At 71.9% G+C, this 22623-nt stretch carries 25 protein-coding genes; 10 read left to right on the top strand and 15 right to left on the bottom strand.

What is annotated here, in order from left to right:
• Window positions 1–126 precede the first annotated feature (126 nt).
• Together tuf and O1Q96_RS15420 are read right to left on the bottom strand one after the other, a co-directional pair.
• Entirely contained in the window at window positions 127–1308 is a 1182-nt protein-coding gene (tuf, locus tag O1Q96_RS15425) for an elongation factor Tu (protein ID WP_269248708.1), read from the bottom strand.
• A gap of 320 nt (window positions 1309–1628) precedes the next feature.
• Window positions 1629–2363: a DNA alkylation repair protein gene (locus O1Q96_RS15420; protein WP_269248707.1), complete on the bottom strand. Its 735-nt coding sequence runs from the start codon at window positions 2361–2363 to the stop codon at window positions 1629–1631.
• A 49-nt stretch (window positions 2364–2412) separates the two neighbouring features.
• Between O1Q96_RS15420 and O1Q96_RS15415 the strand changes: the two genes are divergently transcribed.
• Window positions 2413–3186 (top strand): TVP38/TMEM64 family protein, encoded by a 774-nt coding sequence (locus O1Q96_RS15415; protein WP_269248706.1) that lies wholly within the window; start codon window positions 2413–2415, stop codon window positions 3184–3186.
• A gap of 99 nt (window positions 3187–3285) precedes the next feature.
• Here O1Q96_RS15415 and O1Q96_RS15410 read toward each other — a convergent pair whose 3' ends face one another.
• The 3 genes from O1Q96_RS15410 to O1Q96_RS15400 are packed head-to-tail and all read right to left on the bottom strand — an operon-like array spanning window position 3286 to window position 6232.
• Entirely contained in the window at window positions 3286–4047 is a 762-nt protein-coding gene (locus O1Q96_RS15410; protein ID WP_269248705.1) for a cupin domain-containing protein, read from the bottom strand.
• On the bottom strand, window positions 4044–4988 hold the full coding sequence (locus O1Q96_RS15405) for a DUF6807 domain-containing protein (RefSeq protein WP_269248704.1): 945 nt from the start codon (window positions 4986–4988) through the stop codon (window positions 4044–4046). The genes O1Q96_RS15410 and O1Q96_RS15405 overlap by 4 nt, the downstream gene beginning before the upstream one ends.
• A complete protein-coding gene (locus O1Q96_RS15400; protein ID WP_269248703.1) occupies window positions 4985–6232 on the bottom strand; it encodes a Gfo/Idh/MocA family protein in 1248 nt (415 codons plus the stop codon). Before O1Q96_RS15400 ends, O1Q96_RS15405 begins: the two co-directional genes overlap by 4 nt.
• A gap of 307 nt (window positions 6233–6539) precedes the next feature.
• On the opposite strand from O1Q96_RS15400, the gene O1Q96_RS15395 reads away from it, so the two are divergent.
• Window positions 6540–7415, top strand: coding sequence for an undecaprenyl-diphosphate phosphatase (locus O1Q96_RS15395; protein ID WP_269248702.1), 876 nt, complete (start codon window positions 6540–6542; stop codon window positions 7413–7415).
• 303 nt (window positions 7416–7718) lie between these two features.
• Here O1Q96_RS15395 and O1Q96_RS15390 read toward each other — a convergent pair whose 3' ends face one another.
• Window positions 7719–8279 carry a carboxymuconolactone decarboxylase family protein gene (locus tag O1Q96_RS15390; protein ID WP_269248701.1) on the bottom strand — a complete coding sequence of 187 codons (561 nt, stop codon included), beginning with the start codon at window positions 8277–8279 and terminating at the stop codon, window positions 7719–7721.
• Between the two features lie 110 nt (window positions 8280–8389).
• On the opposite strand from O1Q96_RS15390, the gene O1Q96_RS15385 reads away from it, so the two are divergent.
• Both O1Q96_RS15385 and O1Q96_RS15380 read left to right on the top strand, forming a co-directional pair.
• The gene (locus O1Q96_RS15385) at window positions 8390–8725 is read left to right on the top strand and encodes a winged helix-turn-helix transcriptional regulator (protein WP_419586896.1); all 336 of its coding nucleotides are present in this window, start codon (window positions 8390–8392) and stop codon (window positions 8723–8725) included.
• Window positions 8726–8852: 127 nt separating this feature from the next.
• The gene (locus tag O1Q96_RS15380) at window positions 8853–9032 is read left to right on the top strand and encodes a hypothetical protein (protein WP_269248700.1); all 180 of its coding nucleotides are present in this window, start codon (window positions 8853–8855) and stop codon (window positions 9030–9032) included.
• A gap of 125 nt (window positions 9033–9157) precedes the next feature.
• Here O1Q96_RS15380 and O1Q96_RS15375 read toward each other — a convergent pair whose 3' ends face one another.
• Both O1Q96_RS15375 and O1Q96_RS15370 read right to left on the bottom strand, forming a co-directional pair.
• Window positions 9158–10024 (bottom strand): NAD(P)H-binding protein, encoded by an 867-nt coding sequence (locus O1Q96_RS15375; RefSeq protein WP_269248699.1) that lies wholly within the window; start codon window positions 10022–10024, stop codon window positions 9158–9160.
• Entirely contained in the window at window positions 10021–10449 is a 429-nt protein-coding gene (locus O1Q96_RS15370; RefSeq protein ID WP_269248698.1) for a nuclear transport factor 2 family protein, read from the bottom strand. Before O1Q96_RS15370 ends, O1Q96_RS15375 begins: the two co-directional genes overlap by 4 nt.
• 100 nt (window positions 10450–10549) lie before the next feature.
• Between O1Q96_RS15370 and O1Q96_RS15365 the strand changes: the two genes are divergently transcribed.
• The 3 genes from O1Q96_RS15365 (at window position 10550) to lnt (ending at window position 13517) form a co-directional block, all read left to right on the top strand.
• A complete protein-coding gene (locus O1Q96_RS15365) occupies window positions 10550–11155 on the top strand; it encodes a TetR/AcrR family transcriptional regulator (RefSeq protein WP_269248697.1) in 606 nt (201 codons plus the stop codon).
• Window positions 11156–11281: 126 nt separating this feature from the next.
• The gene (locus O1Q96_RS15360; RefSeq protein WP_269248696.1) at window positions 11282–11767 is read left to right on the top strand and encodes a nuclear transport factor 2 family protein; all 486 of its coding nucleotides are present in this window, start codon (window positions 11282–11284) and stop codon (window positions 11765–11767) included.
• A 163-nt stretch (window positions 11768–11930) separates the two neighbouring features.
• The gene (gene lnt, locus O1Q96_RS15355) at window positions 11931–13517 is read left to right on the top strand and encodes an apolipoprotein N-acyltransferase (RefSeq protein ID WP_269248695.1); all 1587 of its coding nucleotides are present in this window, start codon (window positions 11931–11933) and stop codon (window positions 13515–13517) included.
• Here the strand turns inward: lnt and O1Q96_RS15350 are convergent.
• Window positions 13441–14346 (bottom strand): Gfo/Idh/MocA family protein, encoded by a 906-nt coding sequence (locus O1Q96_RS15350; protein WP_269248694.1) that lies wholly within the window; start codon window positions 14344–14346, stop codon window positions 13441–13443. The two genes, lnt and O1Q96_RS15350, sit on opposite strands and share 77 nt — an antisense overlap.
• Window positions 14347–14373: 27 nt before the next feature.
• Window positions 14374–15582 carry an FAD-dependent oxidoreductase gene (locus O1Q96_RS15345; RefSeq protein WP_269248693.1) on the bottom strand — a complete coding sequence of 403 codons (1209 nt, stop codon included), beginning with the start codon at window positions 15580–15582 and terminating at the stop codon, window positions 14374–14376.
• Between the two features lie 84 nt (window positions 15583–15666).
• Between O1Q96_RS15345 and O1Q96_RS15340 the strand changes: the two genes are divergently transcribed.
• The 3 genes from O1Q96_RS15340 (at window position 15667) to O1Q96_RS15330 (ending at window position 17486) form a co-directional block, all read left to right on the top strand.
• Window positions 15667–16257 carry a TetR/AcrR family transcriptional regulator gene (locus O1Q96_RS15340; protein ID WP_269248692.1) on the top strand — a complete coding sequence of 197 codons (591 nt, stop codon included), beginning with the start codon at window positions 15667–15669 and terminating at the stop codon, window positions 16255–16257.
• A 164-nt stretch (window positions 16258–16421) separates the two neighbouring features.
• Window positions 16422–16934: a DinB family protein gene (locus O1Q96_RS15335; RefSeq protein WP_269248691.1), complete on the top strand. Its 513-nt coding sequence runs from the start codon at window positions 16422–16424 to the stop codon at window positions 16932–16934.
• Between the two features lie 87 nt (window positions 16935–17021).
• A complete protein-coding gene (locus O1Q96_RS15330; RefSeq protein WP_269248690.1) occupies window positions 17022–17486 on the top strand; it encodes a hypothetical protein in 465 nt (154 codons plus the stop codon).
• 76 nt (window positions 17487–17562) lie between these two features.
• On the opposite strand, the gene O1Q96_RS15325 is transcribed toward O1Q96_RS15330, so the two are convergent.
• From O1Q96_RS15325 to fabG, 5 genes are all read right to left on the bottom strand, one after another.
• A complete protein-coding gene (locus O1Q96_RS15325) occupies window positions 17563–18123 on the bottom strand; it encodes a hypothetical protein (protein ID WP_269248689.1) in 561 nt (186 codons plus the stop codon).
• A 220-nt stretch (window positions 18124–18343) separates the two neighbouring features.
• Window positions 18344–19027, bottom strand: a complete 684-nt coding sequence (ung, locus tag O1Q96_RS15320) for a uracil-DNA glycosylase (protein WP_269248688.1) — start codon at window positions 19025–19027, stop codon at window positions 18344–18346.
• Between the two features lie 90 nt (window positions 19028–19117).
• Entirely contained in the window at window positions 19118–20698 is a 1581-nt protein-coding gene (locus tag O1Q96_RS15315; RefSeq protein WP_269248687.1) for an ABC transporter substrate-binding protein, read from the bottom strand.
• 247 nt (window positions 20699–20945) lie between these two features.
• Entirely contained in the window at window positions 20946–21704 is a 759-nt protein-coding gene (locus O1Q96_RS15310) for an SDR family oxidoreductase (RefSeq protein WP_269248686.1), read from the bottom strand.
• Window positions 21705–21720: 16 nt separating this feature from the next.
• Window positions 21721–22482 (bottom strand): 3-oxoacyl-ACP reductase FabG, encoded by a 762-nt coding sequence (fabG, locus tag O1Q96_RS15305; protein WP_269248685.1) that lies wholly within the window; start codon window positions 22480–22482, stop codon window positions 21721–21723.
• Between the last annotated feature and the right edge of the window lie 141 nt (window positions 22483–22623).

Here is a 22623-nt window from a genome sequence, read left to right as displayed (position 1 = left end):
CGTGTTTTCCGGGCGGGCGGTGTCCGGCGCCCGTGCTCCCGGACCCGGCGGACGGCGGACGGCGACGCGCGAGTGCCCGCCTCCCGTACGGATACAGGAGACGGGCACCGGTCCGGCAGCGCCGGTTCAGCCGACGGCGGTCACCGTGCCTGCGCCGACCGTGCGGCCGCCCTCACGGATCGCGAAGCCGAGCCCCGGCTCCAGCGGCACGTCGCGACCGAGCTCGACCGTCATCGTGACGGTGTCACCGGGCCGCGCGACCGCGCTCTCACCGAGGTCGACGTCGCCGACCACGTCCGCGGTGCGGATGTAGAACTGCGGCCGGTAGCCGGTGGACACCGGCGTCGTCCGGCCGCCCTCGCGCGCCGACAGGACGTAGACCTGCGCGGAGAAGCGGCGGCCGGGGACGACACTGCCGGGCGCCGCGACGATGTGTCCGCGGCGCACGGCATCGCGCGGGACGCCGCGCAGGAGCAGCGCCACGTTGTCGCCGGCCTGCGCCTCGTCCATGGGCTTGCCGAACGTCTCCAGCCCGGTGACCACCGTGTCCACGGTGGCGCCGAGCACCTCGACGCGGTCGCCCACCCTGATCGTGCCGCGCTCGACCGCGCCCGTGACGACCGTGCCGCGGCCGGTGATGGTCAGCACGTTCTCCACCGGCATCAGGAACGGCGCGTCCACGTACCGCTCGGGCATGGGCACATACGTGTCCACGGCGTCGAGCAGCGCACCGATCGCCTCGGTCCACCGCGGGTCGCCCTCCAGCGCCCGGAGCCCGGAGACCCGGACGACCGGTACGGAGTCGCCCCCGTAGCCGTGCGCGGTCAGCAGCTCACGGACCTCCAGCTCCACGAGGTCCGCCAGCACGGTGTCCTCGCCGTCGTCGACGGCGTCGGCCTTGTTCAGGGCGACGACGATGTGGTCGACGCCCACCTGCCGGGCGAGCAGCACGTGTTCGGCGGTCTGCGGCATGATCCCGTCGAGCGCGGAGACGACGAGGATCGCGCCGTCGAGCTGGGCCGCGCCCGTGACCATGTTCTTGACGTAGTCGGCGTGGCCCGGCATGTCCACGTGCGCGTAGTGCCGGGTGTCGGTCTCGTACTCGACGTGCGCGATGTTGATGGTGATGCCGCGCGCGGCCTCCTCCGGCGCCCGGTCGATCCGGTCGAACGGTACGAAGGTGCCGGAGCCGCGCTCGGCGAGGACCTTGGTGATGGCGGCGGTCAGGGTGGTCTTGCCGTGGTCGACATGACCCATGGTGCCGATGTTCAGATGCGGTTTGGTGCGCACGTAAGCCGTCTTGGGCATGGCAGAACCTCGAAGCCTCTTCAGTGTCAGCGGAGCTGAGTGATGGCCCCGGCGTCTCAGCGGCCGGGACAGGGACCCCAAGGACTTGCCGACCCTCCCCCTGCGGGGTCCGCCGGACTATCCGGGAAGGGTCAGCTTCGGGCGCCTTCTGCGGCAGCCGCTGTGGTCACGACGGCAGCCTTCGGGGCATCCGCGACTGCGGACGCTGCGAGAGGGAAGGCGTACCGGAACATGAGGCGATCATCGCCGACGCGTCCGGCCGCGTCGAATGGTTTTCCGCGGGCGCGGACCGCCGTGATCCGGGTGTTTCTGCTGGTGCGTCAGGGGCCGATGTTCTTGAGCGCCTCGCGCACGGAGAGCGGCGAGAGCCGGTCCCGCTCGCGGGCGACGAACTCCCGGACGGCCGCCGGATCCGTCTTGGCGTACTCCCGCAGACACCAGCCGATCGCCTTGCGGACGAAGAAGTCGGGGTGTCCGGACCGGCGGACGCAGTACGCGAAGAGCCGTTCGGTGTCGGTGGCCTCCTTGTACCGGAGTTGGTGGAGGAGCGCCGTACGGGCGATCCACAGGTCGTCGTCCTCGATCCACCTGTCCATGTCGGCCCGCAGGCGCGGGTCGGCGGCCACGAGGCCTCCCACCACATGGCAGGCGAGCAGATCGACGGTGTCCCACCAGGGGACCGTGGAGACGAGATGACGTGCCACGGGCAGGAAGCGGGACGAGAGACACCTCACATTGCGGCGCAGGTAGTCGACGGCGAAGTACTGGTACTCGCGCTCCGGCAACCGCCAGCAGCGCAGGGCCACCGCCGTGCAGTCGGTCTCGTCCGGACGGGGCGTTCCCGCGAGGACCGTACGGGAGAGCGCGCGGCGATCAGGCGTGGTCAGGCCGAGGAAGGGGGCGATGTCCTTCATGTACGCGCGCGCCGACCGGGCCCGCTGCGGGTCGGCGCCGCCGGCGTACGCGGCGGTCAGGCGCTCCAGCACCGTGTCCGCGAGAGCGCTGTGCGGCGGCTCCGAACGGTCACCTGACATTCCGGAAGCTGTGACGCCCATGAGACGAACCATACGGCGATCACACACATGGGTCAGTTAGTGTCACCGGATGCTCGATGCCACCACCCGCTCTGGGGGCACCGCCACGGTCACTCCCCCACTCCCCGCAACGGAACTCGTCCCCGTCGAGTTCTCCGCCGCGCCGAGAGGCCTGGCCGCCCGCTGCACGAGAGCACTGCTCTCTCCGTGGTCCCGGCTCTCGCTCCTGATCGCGCTGCTGCTGTCGGCCGCCGGGACGGTGCTGCTGTTCGAGCCGCAGAGACTGCTGTCCGACGGCTGGCCGCCCCAGCTGAACGGCGCCGCGGCGGCGCTGGTCTTCGCGGTCGCGTACGGGTTGTGCACGGTCGCGTTCGTGCCCCGTCCGATCCTCAACCTCGCGGCGGGCGCCCTCTTCGGCTCGCAGCTGGGGCTCGGGGCCGCGCTCTCCGGCACGGTGCTCGGCGCCGGGCTGGCCTTCGGGCTCGGCCGGATACTCGGGCAGGACGCGCTGCGGCCCCTGCTGCGCGGCCGCTGGCTGACGGCGGCCGACGGGCAGCTCAGCCGGCACGGCTTCCGTTCGATGATGGCCGCGCGCCTCTTCCCCGGGGTGCCGTTCTGGGCCGCGAACTACTGCGCGTCCGTGTCCCGCATGGGCTGGTTCCCGTTCCTGCTGGCCACCGGGCTCGGCTCGATCCCCAACACCGCCGCCTACGCCGTCGCGGGGGCCCGCGCCTCCACGCCGACCTCCCCGGCCTTCCTGATCGCCATGGGTTTCATCGCGCTCCCCGCTCTGGCGGGCGCGATCGTCGCCTGGCGCAAACGCCACCACTTCCGGTCCCGCTGAGGCCGGTCCCGCAAGCGGCCGCCCGGCCCCGGGGGCTCCGCGGCACGGGCCCCGGGGCGGACGCCCGGAGCGCCCACGACGGGACACACAGGGAGCGGTTCACGTCCCCCGGTACACGTCGAGCCGCCCGCACATCCCGAACTTCCCGTACGCCGACGGCTGCTCGGCCCGCACCGCGGCGTCGGCGAGGTGGGACACGTCGCCCCGCTCCAGCCGGTCGAGCTGTGTGCCCGTCGCCGCGGCGGCGGCCTCGGCTCCGCGCCGCCACCGATCCCGCCAGTCGGCGAGCCGGGGCCGTACGAGGGCCGCGGCGGCCCGGTGGAACGCGGCGAGGGGCTCGGGCCCGTCCGCCTCCCGCAGCAGCCGGTATCCCTCCAGGGCGAGGTCGCGGCGGGCGCGGGCGATGCGCTCCTTCTCCTCCTCGGGCGCGTCCGCCGGAATGACGGTGGCGGCGGCGTACGTCTCCGGGTCGGTCAGGTACTTCGGCGGCAGCGTCAGGACCGCGTCTCCCGCCTCCGGAAGGCCGCTGTTCTGCATGAGGACGGTGATGCGCAGGTCGTCGTCGTTGACCAGCCGGTGGATCGTGCCGGGCGTGAACCAGGCGACCGTGCCCGGCGCGAGCGGCGTGACCTCGTACCCGGAGGCCGTCAGGGTCTGCACGGAGCCGCGCCCGCCGGTGACGACGTACGCCTCCGAACAGGTCAGGTGCAGATGGGGAGTTCCCCCGCACACCCCGTCGTCGGCGGGCCAGTCGTAGACCGAGAGATGCGAGACGGCGACGCCGCCGGGAAGGCCGGCGAAGCCTCCCGGCGGGCCGGTGAGGGCTTCGGACGGGCCGGTGGACCCTTCGGCGGCGCTCACCACGGGTGCTCCTCCAGGTACTTGGCGATCTCCTCGCGCTCCCAGGCTCCGTCGGCGACGACCACGCGGTAGCGGCGGGTGAGCGTGGCGCCGGGCGCGAGCTCCAGTTCGTCGAAGAACGCGAAGGAGGGCGCGACGGCCGCGAAGGGCTCGTTGCGGACGAACCAGTGGGCCGGGTGTTCGCCGCCGTCGCCCGTGTGGTCGTTCTCGGGTGCGTGTGCGAAGACGAGCGTCGCGTACCCGTCGGTGACGTCGTGCTCCGCGCAGTACGCGAGCCACGGCGCCTGCTGCCCCATCAGGTCCGGTCCCTCGCTGTCGGGACCGATGATCCGGCCGTCCCGGAAGCCGCGGGGTCCGCGCCAGAACAGGCCCGTGTAGCCGGCCATCTCCCGCCCGGCCGTCGTCGGGCTGCCGAACCTCAGGGGCTCGTCCCGGCGGTTGGTGACGGAGGTCGTCCAGGTCAGCGCCCACGAGCCGGACGCCGGGTCCACGTCGTGCACCTCGACGCGGCGCTCCTCCTCCGCCCACAGCGAGCCGTCGTACGGACGCCAGGTGAGCCGCTCGGCGATGACCGCGCCGCCCTCGCCCGTGCTGTCCGCCTCGACCCGGTCGAACGCGACGTGATCCATCGACCCGACGCGTTCGGGGAGTTCGAGATACCCCTCCCCGTGAACGTATGTGTTGCCGCCCCACAGATTCGCCCCCGACAGATGCGAGGCGGTCATCTGCAGACCCTTGTGCCAGCGGTGGTCGTTGGGCCGGTAGTCCGTGACAACGTTGCCCGCGAGCGTCCTGAGCGGGTGCAGGTACGGCTTCGGAGCCTCCCAGGCCGCCTCCGGGCCGTAGACATAGCTGAACAGCTCCACGCCCGTGGTGGGTTCGGTGACCGTGATGCGGTCGCCATGGGCGTGGACGATGCGCAGGCCGCCTCGTGCGGTCATGCCGATGCCTCCTCGTGCGTCGCGGGTGCCCAGCCGGGCGCGCCACCGTGCAGGGCCGTGTAGTAGGGGTCGCCGGGGCGGATCTCGCCGGCCCGGACGGTCGTGTCCGTGAACGCCGACTTGTAGAGCGCGGTGATCAGTTCGAGGCTGGTGCGCCCGTCGGCGCCGCTGCTGCGCGGCCGCTCGCCCGCGCGCATGCTCGCGACGAGGTCACGCAGCTGGGCCAGGTGCGAACTGGGCACGTCGGCGCCGAAGTCCCGCCAGGCCGCCACGTCCTCGGCCGGCGCGTCCGGCACCGGGGTGATCCGCCAGTTGTCGTTGCTGTGGCCGTAGAGATGGGTGAGTTCGACCGTCGCGCGCTCGCAGTCGACGCGTATGCGGCTGACCTCGTCCGGGCTGAGCACGCTGTTGACCACGGTCGCGAGCGCTCCGCTCCCGAAGCGTACGAGCGCGGTCGAGACGTCCTCCGTCTGCACGTCGTGCACAAGGCGCCCGGCCATGGCCCGTACCTCGCTCCACGGACCGAGCAGGTCCAGCAGCAGATCCATCTGGTGGATGCCGTGCCCCATGGCGGGACCGCCGCCCTCGGTCTCCCACTTGCCCCGCCAGGGCACCGCGTAGTAGGCGGCGTTGCGGTACCAGGTGGTCTGGCAGTGCGCCACGAGGGGCCGTCCCATGGCTTCCTCGGCGAGCAGGCGGCGTACGTGCTGCGCGCCGGAGCCGAAGCGGTGCTGGAAGACGATGGAGGCGTACGGCCCGCCCCCGGTTCCCTCCGCCGCCTCCACGGCGTCGAAGTCGGCGAGCGTCGGCACCGGCGGCTTCTCGCACCACACCCAGGCGCCGGCACGCAGCGCGGCGACGGTCTGGTCGCGGTGCAGGGTCGGCGGGGTGCAGATGGTGACGAGGTCCGGGCGCTGCTCGGCCAGCATCCGGTCGAGGTCGGTGTAGCCGTGCGGGACACCGCCGTCCGCGCAGAAGCGCTTCACCGCCTCGGCGTCGATGTCGACCGCGGCGACGACCTCCACCTCGCCCTCGGCGGCGAGTGCCGCGAGGGCGGGCAGGTGGCTGCCGGAGGCGATGGCTCCGGTGCCGATGACGGCGGCCCGGATCCGGCGGCCTTCGAGCGGGGCCGGGCGCCGCCTCTCGGGCTCGGGGCTCTCGGGGTCCGGGGGTTCCGTGCTCTCGTGTGCGATGTCCTCGTGCTCGGTCGTCTGGCTGGTGGTGGCGTCGCGGGAAGTACGCATGGACGGGATCAGCACTCCATCGGACGAAACAACGGATCTGGCAGACGCCCGACCGTCACGATGACCACTGGGGCGTCCCGACGGGAGCAAGCGCTTTCACTCCTCGCGGAAACGTAAGCGGCGGCATCGTCGCGGGTCAACACCCTGGCCACCTCGTGGGATCTCCGCCGGGGAGGCCCTGTGGTCGCCCGGTCACCCGGGGGCGCTACGCTGCCCCGGGCGCGCCTGATCACCGAAGGCGACAACACGGCACGTCCGCCCGCCCATTCACCGCGCTCCCGCCATCAGCACTTGGATCACGTAATTCATGTCTTGGTTTGAATCCCTCATCCTCGGACTCGTCCAGGGGCTGACCGAGTTCCTGCCCGTCTCCTCCAGCGCGCACCTGCGGCTGACCGCGGCGTTCGCGGGCTGGGAGGACCCGGGAGCGGCCTTCACGGCGATCACCCAGATCGGCACGGAGACGGCGGTGCTGATCTACTTCCGCAAGGACATCGCGCGGATCATCTCGGCATGGTCCCGCTCGCTCACGAACAAGGCGATGCGGCGCGACCACGACGCCCAGATGGGCTGGCTGGTGATCATCGGCTCGATTCCGATCGGCGTGCTGGGCGTCACCCTCAAGGACCAGATCGAGGGGCCCTTCCGCGATCTGCGCATCACGGCGACCACCCTGATCGTGATGGGCATCGTCCTGGGCATCGCGGACCGGCTCGCGGCGCGTGACGAGACCGGCGGGAAGCACCGGGCCGCGAAGGAGCGCAAGTCGCTCCAGGACCTGAGCGTGAAGGACGGCCTGATCTACGGCGTCTGCCAGGCGATGGCCCTCGTCCCCGGCGTCTCCCGGTCGGGCGCCACCATCAGCGGCGGCCTCCTCATGGGCTACACCCGCGAGGCCGCGGCCCGCTACTCGTTCCTGCTCGCCATCCCGGCCGTGCTCGCCTCCGGCGCGTTCGAGCTGAAGGACGCGAGCGAGAGCGGTCATGTCTCCTGGGGACCGACGGTCTTCGCGACGATCATCGCTTTCCTGGTGGGTTACGCGGTGATCGCGTGGTTCATGAAGTTCATCACGACCAAGAGTTTCATGCCGTTCGTCTACTACCGCATCCTGCTCGGCATCCTGATCATCGTGCTGGTCAGCACGGGCGTACTGAGCCCGCACGCGGCGGAGTCGTCGGGCTGACGCCCGCCCGCCGGGGATCGCGAACATGACGGAGCCGCCCGCCTGATTCCCCCGTGGCGGGCGGCCCGTGCTCGATGTCCGGAGGTCTGACTCGGCGGCGGCGACGAGGCGTCCTGGGCCACTGGACGACACCGGCCTGCGCCGGAGGCGGGATTCGAACCCGCGTTTCCCTCTTATGAGGAGAAGTAGCCGCTGCCTTCGCACCCGGACGTCCACGACGGTAGCGGGCCCGGCGCTCGCGGGCACGCGAATAAAAGCGGCCCTGCCGAGAAGCGGACCTCGCGTCCGGCACGGCCGGGGCGTTCATTCCTGCGGGAACGCCTGCGCCCACGGCTCCTGCTCGATCTCCAGGCCGCCTGCCACGTACGCGATGGTGCGGTACCAGCCCGCGAGGACCAGGAACTCCAGGGCCTCGCGTTCGCCGAGGTGCTCGCGCAGGCCGGTCCAGGCCTCGTCACCGAGTCGGGCCGTGTCGTGGAGTTGGTCGACGGCCGCGAGCAGGGCCTTCTGGCGGGGCGTCCACGCCGGGTCGCCGGGAGCGCCGGTCACGGTCAGGAGCACCTGCTCCGGGGTCAGGTCGGCGGCCTGCGTGTACGCGGCCGCATGGACCCCCCACTCGTAGGCGCAGCCGCAGCGGGCCGTCACCCGTGCGACGACCAGCTCACGGTCCGCGTCGGAGAGCAGGCCGTGGACTAGGAGGCCCGCGCCGAGCGCGCGCATCCGGGAGGCGAGGTCCGGGTGGCGCTGCAGGACCTTGAAGAGCATCAGGGGTTCCCGGGTGACGCCGGGCGGCATCCAGCGGCGCAGGGCGCGCTCGGATTCGGGGTCGTAGGGCGGCGTGATGCCGTCGATGCGCTGCTTCATGCCTGTCGACTCTTGCGCTTCTGATTCAGAAGCGCAAGACTCGGAACGCGGCGGACCACTCGGAGAGTTGTTCGTTCAGTGAGGCAGCCGACAGGGAAGGGAGCCATTGCGTGAGCACGACACCCCGTCCCGGCCGGCCCGTGCGTGGCTCGGACACCGGCCGCCCCGTGATGGCCGCACTCGACCTCCTCGGCCGCCGCTGGACGCTCCGGGTGATCTGGGAGCTCCACCAGGGCGGTGCGCCGGTGGGGTTCCGCGATCTCCAGCGGCGCTGCGACGCCATGTCCTCCAGCGTGCTGTCCGCCCGGCTCACCGAGCTTCGCGAGGCGGGGATCGCCGCTCCCACCGACGAGTCCACCTGGCGTCTGACCCCCCTCGGCGACGAGCTCGTGACGGCGATGGGTCCCCTGCTCGCCTGGTCGCACACGTGGGCGGAGCGGCAGTGAGGCCCGGGCCCGCCGCGCCGGATCCTCAATTCGATGGCTCCCGCAGGTTTATGGCGTGACCAACCACATACGGAATGGGTAGTCATCCGGTAGCGCACGGTCAGTCCCTGGCCCTAGGCTGGTGCCCATGTCCCCCGATTCCCTGACCCCTGGTTCCGTGCGGTCTGCTGCCGCACTGAACGAGCAGATCCGAGCGTTATGGATACGCGCGGGCGGTTCCCTGTCCGCCCAGGAGCGGGCCGAGTACGAGCTTCTGGTCGTGAAGTGGGCCGCCGCCGTACGGAAAGAGATCATCGAAGCGGCATGACGTCCGGGGCGCGCGGGGCCCGTCACGGCGCCCCGCGCTCCCCCTCCCGGGCCCTCCGCCCGGAGCGGCACCCCCGCCTCGCGCCCCGCACGGCGCGTGCGGCGCGTGCGGCGCGTGCGGCGACCTCAGCCCGTCGCCCCGAGCGCGGAGGCCTCTCGCGTCGCTCGCAGCACGTGGGCACGGAAGGTGCGCGGCTCGCGGCCGGTGAGGCGTCGGACGGTGTCGGTGACGCGGTCCTCGGCCCCTTCCGCGTTCGCACGGTCCATGCCTGCCAGCATCGCGGCGTACTCCAGGGGCATCGAGGCGGCCAGGTGGTCCCGCATCCGCTCGTACGCCAGCGGCCGGTGGACGACCGTGCGCCCGGTCACCTCGGCGAGGACGGTCGCGACGTCGGTGTGACTCAGCGCCTCGGGTCCGGTGACGACCAGGTCGGTGCCGGGCGCCCGGACATCGGTCAGCGCGTGCTCGGCGACGGCCGCGATGTCGTCGGCGTCGACAAAGGCCACCCGGCCCCCGCCCGCCGCGGTGAGGATCACTCCCTCCTCCCGGATGCTCCGCGCGTGCAGGTGGTCGCCGGTGAAGTTCTGCATGAACCACGACGGCCGCAGGACCGCCCACTCGTCGAAGAGCGCGGGCAGAGCCCGGTGCACCTGCCCGACGGCCGGGCCTCCCGCGGGTATCGCCGACGAGCTGAGCAGGACCGCGCGGCGCACCCCGGACGCACGGGCCTGTTCCAGGAAGGGCAGCATGACGTCGGCCGGCGTCGGTGAGTCCACCGGCGGGACGAGATAGACGCGATCCGCGCCGCGCAGAGCCCCCTCGTACGTCGCCGGATCGTGCCAGTCGAATCGCACGGCCTCCGCGCCGTCGACGGGGGTGGCGCGCCGGCCGGCGGCCTTGACCCGGCACCCCCGCGCCGCGAGGCGGGAGGCCACGCGACTGCCGGTGGTGCCGGTGGCCCCGAGGACCAGCGCGGCGCCGGGCCCGGTCATCGGTCCCTCCGCGTGAAGTCGGCGGCGTCGCCCTGGAGGACGGCGAGCGGGTTCCAGTAGTCGCGGTAGCGGGTGATGAGACCGCCGGCCACCTTCACCACGGCGACGTACCTCATGTCGAACGGCGCATCGGTCTCCACCAGTTTCCCCACCCCGCGCATCTCCACCACGATCGTCCCGGGTTCGCCGGTCTCGTGGACCTCCACGTCGGGGAAGTCGTGGAGGTCGATGTGGTCGGGGTAGTGACGCATGTAGTCGGCGACCGCACCCCTGCCCTCCAACCGCTTGGGCCAGCCTTCCGGCGCGAAGGGGAACTCGAGGGCGCCGTCCTCGTCCCACAGGTCGAGCCAGCCGGAGATGTCCTTGTCGATCAGCAGCCGCAGGCCGTGGCGGAACAGGTCCGCCGGTCGCGTGGTCGTGGTCATGAGGGCTCCTCCGATACGATGCGGACCAGCGGTCCGCTTGACCGCAACAATACGGACCGCGGGTCCGTTTATGCAACCCTGGGAACCCCGGAGGAACCCCGTGCCCGAGCGCAAGCCCCGTGCGGACGCCGTACGCAACCAGGAAGCGGTGCTCGCCGCGGCCGACCGGCTCTTCGCCCGCAGCGACCGTCCGGAGCAGGTGACCATGGCCGACATCGCGGCCGAGGCCGGCGTGGGCAAAGGGACGCTCTTCCGCGGCTTCGGCGACCGCACCGGTCTGATCCAGGCCCTGTACGAGACCCGGCTGGAACCGGTCCGCCGGGCCGTCACGGAGGGCTCGAGCCCTCTCGGCCCCGACACCCCGCCCCTGGAGCGCGCGCCGGCCCTGCTGGACGCCGTCCTGTGCTTCAAGCTCGACCACCGGCACCTCTCGCTGGCCCTGGAGGAGGCGGGGAGCGGCAGCCCTTACGGCGCCGGGCACTACGACTGGTGGCACGGCACGCTGCGGGGCGTCCTGGAGGAGATTCCCGGTTTCGACGGCAGCGACTTCACCGCCCACGCACTGCTCGCCGCGGTCCGCGCCGACCTCGTCGACCACCTGGCCGACCGTCAGGACGCGCTCCGAGAGCGACTGCGGGCGGAGCTGGCCGCCTTCGTCGCAAAGGTCCTGAACGGCCCGTACCCGAGCGGGCCGGCCGCCCCGTAGGGGCAACTCCCTTCCGTGCAGCGGGCATCCGTCCCGGGGCGCGTCCGGGCGTCCGTACGGCCCACGCCCGGTGAATGTCCCTGCACGCCCCTTGGCTCGGCCCCCCTCGTGGCCAACACTGAGCCGATGACGCAGCGCGTGGAACTGGCAGCGGTGATGGACCGGCTCGCGGTCGACGGGGTGGTCACCGAGTACGCGGTGGCGGTCGACGACGGGGACTGGGAGGCGTACCGGCGGCTGTTCGCGCCGGACGGGCGGGCGGACTACCGGTCCGCGGGCGGTATCGAGGGGGACGCCGTCCAGATCGCCGGGTGGCTCTCGCAGACCATGGAGCTGTTCCCCATGCGGCAGCATCTGATCGTCAACCGGCAGGTGACGTTCGGGCTGCTGGAGCAGGACACGGGCGACACGGCCCGGGTGCGGGCCGACTACGTCAACCCGATGCGCTTCTCGGGACACGGGGACGGATCCACCGAACCCGACTTCGTGTGCGGCGGCCGGTACGACTTCGGCCTGCTGCGTACACACACCGGCTGGCGGCTGCGCGAGGTGGTCGTGCACGAGAAGTGGCGCCGGGCCACCCAGCCGCGCCAGGAGCCCGCCGCCCGCTGAGGCGGGCCGACCTCGTCCGACACGTCCTCGCGGGCCCAACCCACCCCGACGACACCTGCCGACTGGCCTGACCCGCGCGACTCTGGGCACCCTTACGGAGATCGTTCCGGTGCGCGCACACTGGAGTCACGCACCGGGCTTCGGGGGTCGAGGGAGGCGTTGGATGAACCTGTCCGCCACTGACTGGCGCCGACGTCTCGCCTCTCCCTGGTGGCGTGGTGCGGCGGCCGCGCTCGCCGGAGCGCTCCCGATGCTGAGCTTCCCCGCGCCGTCCCTGTGGTGGTTCGCCTACGTCGCCCTGGTGCCGTGGATCCTGCTCGTGCGCTCGGCCCCGACCGGGCGGCGGGCCGCGTACGACGGCTGGCTCGGCGGGCTCGGCTTCATGCTGGCCGTGCACCACTGGCTACTGCCGAGCCTGCATGTCTTCACCTTCGTGATAGCGGCCCTGCTGGGCGCGCTCTGGGCTCCGTGGGGCTGGCTGGTACGCCGGTTCCTGGCCGGTGTGCCGTCGCCCGGCCGGGTGGTGGCCGCCTTGTTCGTCCTGCCCTCGGGCTGGCTGATGGTCGAACTCGTGCGTTCCTGGGAGGGGCTGGGCGGCCCCTGGGGCCTGCTCGGGTCGAGCCAGTGGGACGTGGAGCCCGCGCTGCGGCTCGCCTCGGTCGGCGGTGTGTGGCTGCTCAGCTTCCTGCTCGTCGCCGTGAACGTCGCGGTCGCCGTCCTCGTCGCGGTACGGCGCTCCCGCGTCCCCGCGGTCGCCGGACTCGTCGCGACGGCCGCGGTCACCTCGGCGGTCTGGTTCTGGTCGCCGCGCCCGGAGACGGACGGCCGGACCCGGATCGCCGTCGTGCAGCCCGGCATGATCGACGGTGTCGACGGCCCGGAGAGGCGGTTCGCGCGCGAGGAGGAGCTCACCCGGGAACTGGCCGGTCAGGACGTGGACCTCGTCGTGTGGGGCGAGAGCAGTGTCGGCTTCGACCTCGTCGGCCGCCCGGACCTGGCGGACCGGCTCGCCGCGCTGTCCCGCGATGTCGACGCCGACATCATGGTCAACGTGGACGCCCGCCGCTCCGACCGGCCGGGCATATACAAGAGTTCCGTGCTCGTGGGGCCGCAGGGCCCGACGGGCGACCGCTACGACAAGATGCGGCTCGTCCCCTTCGGCGAGTACGTCCCGGCCCGGTCCCTTCTCGGCTGGGCCACCTCCGTGGGCAAGGCGGCGGGCGAGGACCGCAGGCGCGGCACCGAGCAGGTCGTGATGAACGTCGGCGACGGACTGCGGGTCGGCCCGATGGTCTGTTTCGAATCGGCGTTCCCCGACATCAGCCGGCACCTCGCGCGGGACGGGGCCCAGGTACTGCTCGCGCAGTCGGCGACCTCCTCGTTCCAGAGCAGTTGGGCGCCCGAGCAGCACGCGTCGCTCGCTGCGCTGCGGGCCGCCGAGACGGGCCGGCCGATGGTCCACGCGACCCTCACCGGTGTGTCGGCGGTCCACGGCCCGAGCGGCGAGCGCGTCGGCCCCTGGCTCGGCACCGACGCGAGTACGTCCGCCGTGTACGAGGTGCCGCTGGCCGACGGTGTCACCCCGTACGCACGGTTCGGCGCGTGGCCGGTCCACGCGGCCCTGCTGATCCTGGCCGCTCTGGGCGGCGCCGAGGTCACGCGGGCGCTGCGCCTCAGGCGGAGCGCTCCGCCACCGCCTGCACCACTCGCTCGCACAGTTCGTGAGTCGCCAACGCGTCCCGGGCGCTGACGACCTTGCCCGCGCCCACCGCGTCGAGGAAGGCGAGCACGACCTGCTCGATACCGCGCTGCCGGGCCACCGGGACCCAGTCGCCGCGCCGCCGCGTCGTCGGCTGCCCCTTGTGGTCGACGACCTCGGCGAGGTTGAGCACCTGACGCTTGGTGTCCTGTCCGGACACCTCCAGGATCTCCTCGTTCGAGCCGCTCAGCCGGTTCATCACACCGAGCGCCGTGAATCCCTCCCCGGCCAGCTGCAGCACGACGTGGTGCAGCAGCCCGTCCTCGACGCGCGCCCGTACGCTCACGTCGTCGACCTGCCCCGGCACCAGGAACCGCAGGGTGTCCACGACGTGGATGAAGTCGTCGAGGATCATCGTGCGGGGCTGTTCCGGCAGGCCGACGCGGTTCTTCTGCATCAGGATCAGGTCACGCGGATGGTCGGCGCACTGCGCGTACCCGGGCGCGTAGCGCCGGTTGAAGCCGACCGCCAGGCTGGTGTTGCGCTCCTCCGCGAGCCGCACCAGGCGCTCCGAGTCGGCGAGTTCGTACGCGATCGGCTTGTCGACATACGTGGCGACGCCCGCTTCGAGCAGCCGCGTCACGATCTCGGGATGCGCGTGGGTGGGCGCGTGCACGAACGCCGCGTCGAGGTCTTGGGCGAGCAGCGCGGAGAGGTCCGTGTGCCGCCGCTCGGCCGGCACGTGCAGGCTGTCGGCGACCGTGGCGAGGGTCGCGGGCGTCCGTGTGTGCAGGTGCAGTTCGAGCCCCGGGCGGGTGGCGAGCACCGGCAGGTACGCCTTCACCGCGATGTCGCCGAGTCCGATGCAGCCGACCTTCACGGGGATCTCCTCCAACGCTTTGGCGGGCTAGGGGACACGTACGCCCGTCTCGTCGGAAGCATACGGCGAGCGCGGCGGCCGCCAGTCGGCGATTCCGTCGAAACTCCGCAGGAAGAGGGCGGGCCCGGCCTTGGAGACCATGGTGATCGCCGCGTCCCGCAGCATGATCCCGGGACGGCTTCGCATCATGTTGAGGCGGGCCACCCCGACGGCCTTGCGGCTGATTCCGGTCGTACGCGGTTTGCGGGCCGCCGTGTACCCGGCGAGGCCCTCGACGGTCCGGCCGTCACGCGGGTCGGCGTGATGGGCGAGCACGACCGCGTCCTCGATCGCCTGGTTGCCGCCCTGGCCCAGTGTCGGCGGCATGGCGTGCGCCGCGTCCCCGAGCAGGGCGACCCGGCCGGCGTGGAAGGCGGGCAGGGGCTCGGCGATGTGGTGAACGTCGTGGCGCAGGACGTCCTCGGGGCGGGCGGCGGCGAGCACGGCGGGGACCGGGTCGTGCCAGTCGCCGAAGAGCCGTACCAGCTCGGCCCGTTCGTCGTCGGCCGCCCGCCCTCCGGCAGGTACACGGGCGGCGGCGTACGCGTACACCCGGCCGTCGTCGAGCGGGTGCGTGCCCCAGATACGGCCCCGTCCCCAGGTCTCGTGCGAGGCGAAGGCCACCCCGGGCAGCGGGATGACGGTCCGCCAGGTGGTGAAACCGGAGTAGACGGGCCCCGGATGCCCCGGGAACAGCGTCCCGCGTACGGCTGACCGGATACCGTCCGCGCCGACGACCAGCTCGGCCTCCAGTTCACCGGCGGGGGTGCTCACGCGTGCGGGCCGGCCCTCACCACCGGGATCCACCAGGACCGCCGCGGACGCCGTCCGCACGACGCCCCCGGGCAGCCGTGCGGCCAGGCTGTCGATGAGCGTGGCGCGGTGCAGGAGGACGAGCGGTCCGCCGAAGCGCTCGGCCATCACGGCGGCGTTGCTCCGCGAGAGCCAGTGGCCGCCGGGGGTGCGCAGTCCGCCGTCGCCCTGCCAGGCGGCGAGGCCGCGGATCTCGTCGCCGAGCCCGATCACGTCGAGGGCCCGCAGCGAGTTGGGCGCGAGGGAGATGCCCGCGCCGACCGGTTCGAGGAAACGCGCCCGCTCCAGGACCGTGACCCGCCAGCCGCGCCGGTGCAGCGCCACCGCCGCGGTGAGACCTCCGATGCCGCCGCCCACGATCAGCGCGCGTGGTGACTGTGCCATGGCCCCTCCAGCGTCCACTACATCTGTAGTATCCGAACACGTCGACCGTACTACAGATGTAGTGCGAAAGGTAGGTTGGTCCCCATGGCCCCCAGCAGCACCGGCGCGACCCGCGCCGAACTCATCGCCGACTCCGCCCTCGACCTGCTCGCCGAGCGCGGCATGCGCGGGCTCACCCACCGCGCCGTCGACGCGGCGGCCGGGCTCCCGCCCGGGTCCACGTCCAATCTCGCGCGGACGAGGCTCGCGCTGCTGGAGGCGGCGGTGCGGCGTCTCGCGGAGCGCGAGGCGCGGGTGCTCGGCCTCGACGAGATGCCGGATCCGCGGGGCGGCCTCGACTCGATCGCGGAGGGCATGGCCCTCGGGGTGCACCGCTCGCTGACGGGCAACCGCCACCTGCTGATCGCACGGTACGAGCTGGCGCTGGAGGCGACCCGGCGTCCGGAACTGCGCGAGTTCTTCGACGCCACGGGGCGGCAGTTCCGGGACGCCCTCACCGGGCTGCTGACGGCGGCGGGCTCACCGGACCCCGCACGGCACGTGCTGTCCCTGGTGGCCTGGGCGGACGGGCTGATGTTCTCGTGCGCCGCGGGTGCGTACCACGCGGACGTGCCGTCCCTCGGCGAGGTACGGGCCGGGCTGCGGGAGCTGCTGGACGGGATGCTGCGCGACTGACGAGGCACGACTGACGAGACGGTCCGCGGGCGTGGGCGCCTGCCGAGACCGATGCCCCAGGGACCCGGTGGCCGGGCGGTCCCGTGCAGCGGCGGCCGGTGCAGCGGTGGCCCGGGCACGGAAAGTGGTGGGCCGGGCCCGCGACGGTCCGCGATGATGCGGCCATGACGATCGAACGCAGTGAACCCGCGCAGGACGCCGGCGAACGGGCCATGCTGGAGGGCTGGCTGGACTACCACCGGGAGACCCTCGCCCGGAAGTGCGCGGGGCTGGACGACGCTCAGCTCAGGACCGCGTCGGTCCCGCCCTCCGAACTGTCCCTGCTCGGTCTCGTCCGGCACATGGCGGACGTGGAGCGCGGCTGGTTCCGCAGGGTCCTCACGAATGACGACCCCGGGCCGATCTACTACAGCGACGAGGACCGGGACGGCGAGTTTCACCTCACCGAGGCGGACACCTGGGAGGAGGCCCACGCCACCTGGCAGGGCGAGATCGCCATCGCCCGCCGCAACTCGGCGCGCTTCGGCCTGGACGACCTGTCGGAGGGCGGGAACAGGCACACCGGTGAGCGCTACAACCTGCGGTGGATCTACACCCACATGATCGAGGAGTACGCACGGCACAACGGCCACGCCGACCTGCTCCGCGAGAGCATCGACGGGGTCACCGGTGACTGAGGCACAGGCCGCCGGGCGTTCACCCATGCGGGGCATACTCCCGTCGTCGGCTCCCCAAACCCGGGCCGACGCAGCAGAGTTGCGCGGGTGCATCGAACCGCGACCACCGCAACGCTCCTGGTCACCGTGGCCGTCTCGGCCGTCTCCGGCTGTGTGACCATCCAGCGGACAGCCCCGCCCGGCCCACCGCCCGTACCGCCCCCGGTGGCGGAGCCCCGGCCGGGCGGCCGGGCCGAACCGCAGATCGTGCAGGCCCCGGCCCGCGAGGCCCTGGAGCTCATCGGCCCGTCCCGGCCTCCGGCAGCCGCGTCCACCCCTGGCCGTACGGCCCCCGAGGGTCCCGCCGCGGCCCCGGCGGACGCGCCGCGCCACGTCCCCGCCGAGCCGCCCGGGCAGCAGCGGCCGCGGCGACCCGACCACCGCGCAGTCCCGCCCCTGCCCACGTCCGTGCCGTCGGCGAACACGGACGTCTGTGCCCTGGGCCGGGCGTACGGCGGGTGGAAGGCGGACAGTCCACAGGCGGCCATCTGCAAGGACATGTACGGCCGTTGACCGCCGGGGCCGCTCCGAGGACGTCGGCCGGGCGACGACCGGCCCGTGCCCGGCCCCGCACCCCGGCCTTCGATTGCTAGGGCCTTTGGCGTGGCGGTCCCAGCGTCTCCCCGCCCGGCCCTCTCCCCTGCCTCGGCGTGGGTTCGGGCGCCTCGGCCGGACCTGCCCGGTCCAGTCTCGACTCCAGGCGGCCGATGCCGGCCCGGATCCCGTCGCCGTAGGCGTCGTCGCCGAGGACGTCCACACGGCTGCGCGCCACACCCAGGTGGCTGCGGGCCGCCTCGGAGCGGCCGAGCTTCACGTAGTCGGCGGCGAGGTTCAGATGCAGGGACGGGTAGAAAGCCCGTACCGCGAGGGACTGGTGATGCTCCGCGACCCGCGCGTCGGTGAGCTCGTCCGCCGCCGACAAAGCCCGCAGGTCCCAGGCGAGCTCGTCCGAGGGATCGTCCTGCGCGTCGGCCATGTAGTGCGCGAGCGTGCAGCGGTGGAGCGGGTCGCCCTCCTCGCCGATCTCGGCCCACAGGTCCAGGAAACGGCTCCGGGCCTCCTCACGGTCGCCGCCGTGGAGAAGCATGACGACCTGTCCGATCCTGGTCATCATCGCGTCCGCCGCCGCCTGTTCCTGTCGCTCCGCCACCGCGTCACCCTCCACCCGATCGTCCGCCGGCCGGCGCACCCGCGCCTGCCGTTGCCACCTCTCCCGACGCTAACGGCAGGCACTGACAATCGAGCTCAGGCGGCCCCGTGCACCGCTGGGCCAGCCCGGTGACGGGGCCGGGCCGGCAGGCTCGGCGCACGAGGCGCCCGGCCGGTTCTCAGGTCCGGCGCCGGTGAGGACCTGGTGACGTCACCTCACGTCAGCCGAGGTCGGGGATCCGCCAGTCGATCGGGTCGTGGCCCTGCTCGGCGACCGCCTCGTCGATCCGGGTGAAGGGCCGGGAGCCGAAGAACTTCTTCGCGGACAGCGGCGAGGGATGGGCGCCCTTCACCACGATGTGGCGCTCCTCGTCGATGAGCGGGAGCTTCTTCTGCGCGTAGTTGCCCCACAGGACGAAGACCGCCGGGTCGGGCCGGTCGGTCACGGCCCGGATCACCGCGTCCGTGAACTTCTCCCAGCCCTTGCCCTTGTGCGAGTTGGCCTCACCGGCACGGACGGTCAGCACCGCGTTGAGCAGCAGGACACCCTGCTCGGCCCACGGCATCAGATAGCCGTTGTCCGGCACGGGGTGGCCGAGCTCCTCCTTCATCTCCTTGTAGATGTTGCGCAGGGAAGGCGGGGTCTTCACACCGGGGCGGACCGAGAAGCACAGGCCGTGGCCCTGGCCCTCGCCGTGGTACGGGTCCTGGCCGAGGACGAGCACCTTCACGCGCTCGTACGGCGTCGCGGCGAGCGCGGCGAAGACCTCGTCGCGAGGCGGGTAGACAGGGCCCCTGTCGCGCTCCTCCTCGACGAACTCGGTGAGCTCCTTGAAGTAGGGCTTCTGCAGCTCTTCGCCCAGGACGCCGCGCCAGGACTCGGGCAGCATGGCGGTGTCGGTCACGTGAACTTCCTTAGATGTGCGGTCGTTTCCGGTGCACCAGAACCTACCGCCGCCCACTGACAACCGGCCGGGCTCCGGCCGACTCCGCCGCTACCAGCTGGTCTTGCGGTCCAGCTCCCACATCATCATGATCGTCGACGGGTCGATGGAGCGCTCGACGCCGGAGATCTCCTCGCTGGCGGCGACGTACTGCTTGCCCTGCCACAGCGGCAGCAGCCGCGCGTCGTCCACGAGGATGTCCTGGGCCCTCCTGAACTGCGCGACGACGGCCCCGCGGTCGCTCTGACGGCGCGACTCGGGCAGCAGCACGTCCGTGATCTCGGGGGACTTGTACGGCGTACCGAGCGCGTTCTGCTCGCCCACGAACGGCGCGATGAAGTTCTCCGCGTCCGGGAAGTCGGGGAACCAGCCGCGGCCGAACACCGGGTACTCGCCCTTGCGGTAGCCCGCCTCGTACGTCTTCCAGGGGCGGCCCTTGACGGTGACGCTGAACAGGCCGGACGCGTTGAGCTGGCGTCTGAGCTCCTCGAACTCCGGCTTGGTCGTCGAGCCGTACCGGTCGGTCGTGTACCAGAGGGTGAGCGGGACGCGTTCGGCGATCCCGGCCTCCAGGAGCATCTGCCGGGCCTTGGCGGTGCTGGGTTTGCCGTAGTCGTCGAAGAAGCCGGTGGTGTGACCGGCCAGCCCGCGCGGGACCATGGAGTACAGCGGCTCGACGGTGTCCTTGTAGATGTTGTGGGCGATGGCCGGACGGTCGATGACCTGCGCGACGGCCTTGCGGACAGCGGCCTTCTTGGCCCACGGGTCCTTCGGGTTGAACACCAGGTAACTGATCTCGGTGCCCGCCCCCTCCAGCAGCTGGATCTCGTCCTTGGCCCGCCGGTCCTGGAGGTCGACGACGTCCTTGGCGGCGAGTCCGCGGAGGGTCACGTCGATCTGCCCGTCCTCCAGCGCGGCGACCATCTCGCCCGAGTCCTGGAAGTACCGGATGGTGGTGGCGCCGTTCTTCCGGTCGGCGAAGCCCTTGTAGTTGTCGTTGCGGACGAGCCGGGCCTCCTGCCCCTCTTCGTAGCCGTCCAGGCCGTACGGTCCCGATCCGGTGACCTTGCCGTCCTCGCGCAGGGCGTCGGCCGGGTACTCCTCGGGGTCGACGATCGACATGGCCGGCGTCGCGAGCACGAACGGGAAGGTGGCGTCGGGCTTGTTGAGGCGGAAGACGACCTCGCGGTCGCCCTTCGTGTCGACCCGCTCCAGGCTGCCGAGCAGCCCCGCGGGGCCGCCGTCCACGGCGATCTTCCGGATGCGGTCGATGGAGTGCTTCACGGCCTTGGCGTCGAGTCCGTGCCCGTCGGAGAAGGAGAGACCCTCCCGCAGCGTGCAGCTGTACACGCGGTTGGAGTCGTCGGTGAAGCGGCAGCTCTGGGCGGCGTCCGGCTCGGGCGCGGCCGCCCCGGCGGGGTAGCTGAGGAGCGTCTGGTAGATGTTGCGGAACAGCTCCCAGGAGCCGTCCCAGGACGCGGCGGGGTCCAGGGTGCTGGGCGCGCTGGTCGTGCCCACGACGATCGGACCCTCGTCCTCGGACGCGTCCGAGGAGAACACCCCACATCCCGTCACCAGGGATATGGACGCGATCGCCGACAAGTGCCGTAGAGACCGATTCCGGTTGAACACGCGCACGCTCCTCGATGTGCCCTGCCAAGGTGGGCAGGACCATATCGCAGTGCCCCGCCCGGTCAACCGGATCCGATGGCGGGGCACCTGACGTGCACGAACATCATTTGTGCGATTTTTTTCGGCTCTGCGGCACTTGTTTGGAAAGTGTGCGGAACAAATCCGTCAACTGTATGAATTTTCCCAGTCGCCGCACTCCGTGAGACGCCGCGGAGAAATCACCGAACTCCTCGCCGGAGCGGCCGGTTCAGGACACGCCGGCGTTGAGGAGGATGCCGCCGTCGACCACGAGGGTCTGCCCGGTGATCCAGTCGGACTGCTCCGAGGTGAGGAACGCGGCGGTGCCGCCGATGTCCGACGGCACACCGAGCCTGCCGAGCGGGTAGGCCGCGGCGGCCTCCGCCTCCCGGCCCTCGTACAGCGCCTGCGCGAACTTGGTCTTGACCACGGCGGGAGCGATCGCGTTGACCCGCACCTGGGGCGCGAACTCGTGCGCCAGCTGCAGGGTCAGGTTGATCATGGCGGCCTTGCTGATGCCGTACGCCCCGATGAACGGGGAGGCCGAGACGCCCGCGAGGGAGGCGATGTTGACGATCGCGCCGCCGTTCGCGCTCTGCCACGCCTTCCACGTCTGCTGGGCGAACCCGAGCGCGGAGACGACGTTGGTCTCGAACACCTTGCGGGCCACGTCGAGGTCGAGGTCGGCGATCGGCCCGAACACCGGGTTCGTACCGGCGTTGTTGACCAGGAAGTCGACGCGGCCGAACGCCTCCATGGTGCGCTCGACGGCGTGGGCCTGGTGGGCGACGTCGTGGGCCTTGCCCGCGACACCGATGACGCGGTCGGCGCCGAGCTTCTCGACGGCCTCCTTGAGGGCGTCCTCGTTGCGGCCGGTGATGCACACCCGGTCGCCGCGGGCGAGCAGCGCCTCGGCGACGCCGTAGCCGATGCCTCGGCTGGCGCCGGTGACGAGGGCGACCTTGCCCGAGAGTTCCACAGTGGTCATGTCGCTGTCCCCAGTCCTAGTTGAGCGGTCCGCCGGCCACGTACAGCACCTGGCCGGAGACGAATCCGGCGTCGTCGCCCGTGAAGAAGGCGATCGCGTTGGCGATGTCGTCCGGGTTGCCGACGCGCTGGACGGGGATCTGGGTGGCGGCCGCGGCCTGGAACTCCTCGAAGCCCATGCCGACCCGCTCGGCGGTGGCGGCCGTCATGTCGGTCACGATGAAGCCGGGCGCGACGGCGTTCGCGGTGACGCCGAACTTGCCGAGCTCGAACGCGAGCGTCTTGGTGAAGCCCTGCAGTCCGGCCTTGGCGGCGGAGTAGTTGACCTGGCCGCGGTTGCCGAGCGCCGAGGACGAGGAGAGGTTGACGACCCGGCCGAACTTGGCGTCCACCATGTACTTCTGCACGGCCCGCGTCATCAGGAAGGAACCGCGCAGGTGCACGTTCAGGACCGTGTCCCAGTCGGACGCGCTCATCTTGAACAGCAGGTTGTCGCGGAGCACGCCCGCGTTGTTCACCAGGATCGTCGGCGCCCCGAGCTCGGCGGCGACACGGATCACGGCGGCCTCGACCTGCGCCTCGTCGGAGACGTCGCAGCCCACCGCGATCGCCTTGCCGCCGGCGGCGGTGATCTTCTCGACGGTGTCCTTGCACGCGGCCTCGTCGAGGTCGATCACCGCGACGGCGCGGCCCTCGGCGGCCAGTCGTACGGCGGTCGCGGCGCCGATGCCGCGCGCGGCACCGGTGACTACGGCGACGCGCTGCTCAGTGGTGGACATTGCTGGTTCTCCTCGCCCTTGGGAAGCCCTCTGACAGGCCGAAGCCTGCGGCTCTCACGGTACGCCCCTCTGGTGAGCGACCGCTTAGTACCTTCAGCAGACGTGACGCTAGAAGCCTTGGCACCCAGTGTCAACGGCCGA

This window comes from Streptomyces aurantiacus, from assembly GCF_027107535.1.
In the GTDB taxonomy this organism is placed as follows: domain Bacteria; phylum Actinomycetota; class Actinomycetes; order Streptomycetales; family Streptomycetaceae; genus Streptomyces.
The sequence above is the reverse complement of the archived record's forward strand: the minus strand, read 5'-3'. Positions and strand labels throughout refer to the sequence as shown.

Coding starts and splice junctions, on each gene's coding strand:
- tuf (WP_269248708.1), bottom strand. CDS start 1,308: ATGCCCAAGACGGCTTACGTGCGCACCAAACCGCATCTGAACATCGGC.
- O1Q96_RS15420 (WP_269248707.1), bottom strand. CDS start 2,363: ATGGGCGTCACAGCTTCCGGAATGTCAGGTGACCGTTCGGAGCCGCCG.
- O1Q96_RS15415 (WP_269248706.1), top strand. CDS start 2,413: ATGCTCGATGCCACCACCCGCTCTGGGGGCACCGCCACGGTCACTCCC.
- O1Q96_RS15405 (WP_269248704.1), bottom strand. CDS start 4,988: ATGACCGCACGAGGCGGCCTGCGCATCGTCCACGCCCATGGCGACCGC.
- O1Q96_RS15400 (WP_269248703.1), bottom strand. CDS start 6,232: ATGCGTACTTCCCGCGACGCCACCACCAGCCAGACGACCGAGCACGAG.
- O1Q96_RS15395 (WP_269248702.1), top strand. CDS start 6,540: ATGTCTTGGTTTGAATCCCTCATCCTCGGACTCGTCCAGGGGCTGACC.
- O1Q96_RS15390 (WP_269248701.1), bottom strand. CDS start 8,279: ATGAAGCAGCGCATCGACGGCATCACGCCGCCCTACGACCCCGAATCC.
- O1Q96_RS15380 (WP_269248700.1), top strand. CDS start 8,853: ATGTCCCCCGATTCCCTGACCCCTGGTTCCGTGCGGTCTGCTGCCGCA.
- O1Q96_RS15375 (WP_269248699.1), bottom strand. CDS start 10,024: ATGACCGGGCCCGGCGCCGCGCTGGTCCTCGGGGCCACCGGCACCACC.
- O1Q96_RS15370 (WP_269248698.1), bottom strand. CDS start 10,449: ATGACCACGACCACGCGACCGGCGGACCTGTTCCGCCACGGCCTGCGG.
- O1Q96_RS15360 (WP_269248696.1), top strand. CDS start 11,282: ATGACGCAGCGCGTGGAACTGGCAGCGGTGATGGACCGGCTCGCGGTC.
- lnt (WP_269248695.1), top strand. CDS start 11,931: ATGAACCTGTCCGCCACTGACTGGCGCCGACGTCTCGCCTCTCCCTGG.
- O1Q96_RS15345 (WP_269248693.1), bottom strand. CDS start 15,582: ATGGCACAGTCACCACGCGCGCTGATCGTGGGCGGCGGCATCGGAGGT.
- O1Q96_RS15340 (WP_269248692.1), top strand. CDS start 15,667: ATGGCCCCCAGCAGCACCGGCGCGACCCGCGCCGAACTCATCGCCGAC.
- O1Q96_RS15335 (WP_269248691.1), top strand. CDS start 16,422: ATGACGATCGAACGCAGTGAACCCGCGCAGGACGCCGGCGAACGGGCC.
- O1Q96_RS15310 (WP_269248686.1), bottom strand. CDS start 21,704: ATGACCACTGTGGAACTCTCGGGCAAGGTCGCCCTCGTCACCGGCGCC.
- fabG (WP_269248685.1), bottom strand. CDS start 22,482: ATGTCCACCACTGAGCAGCGCGTCGCCGTAGTCACCGGTGCCGCGCGC.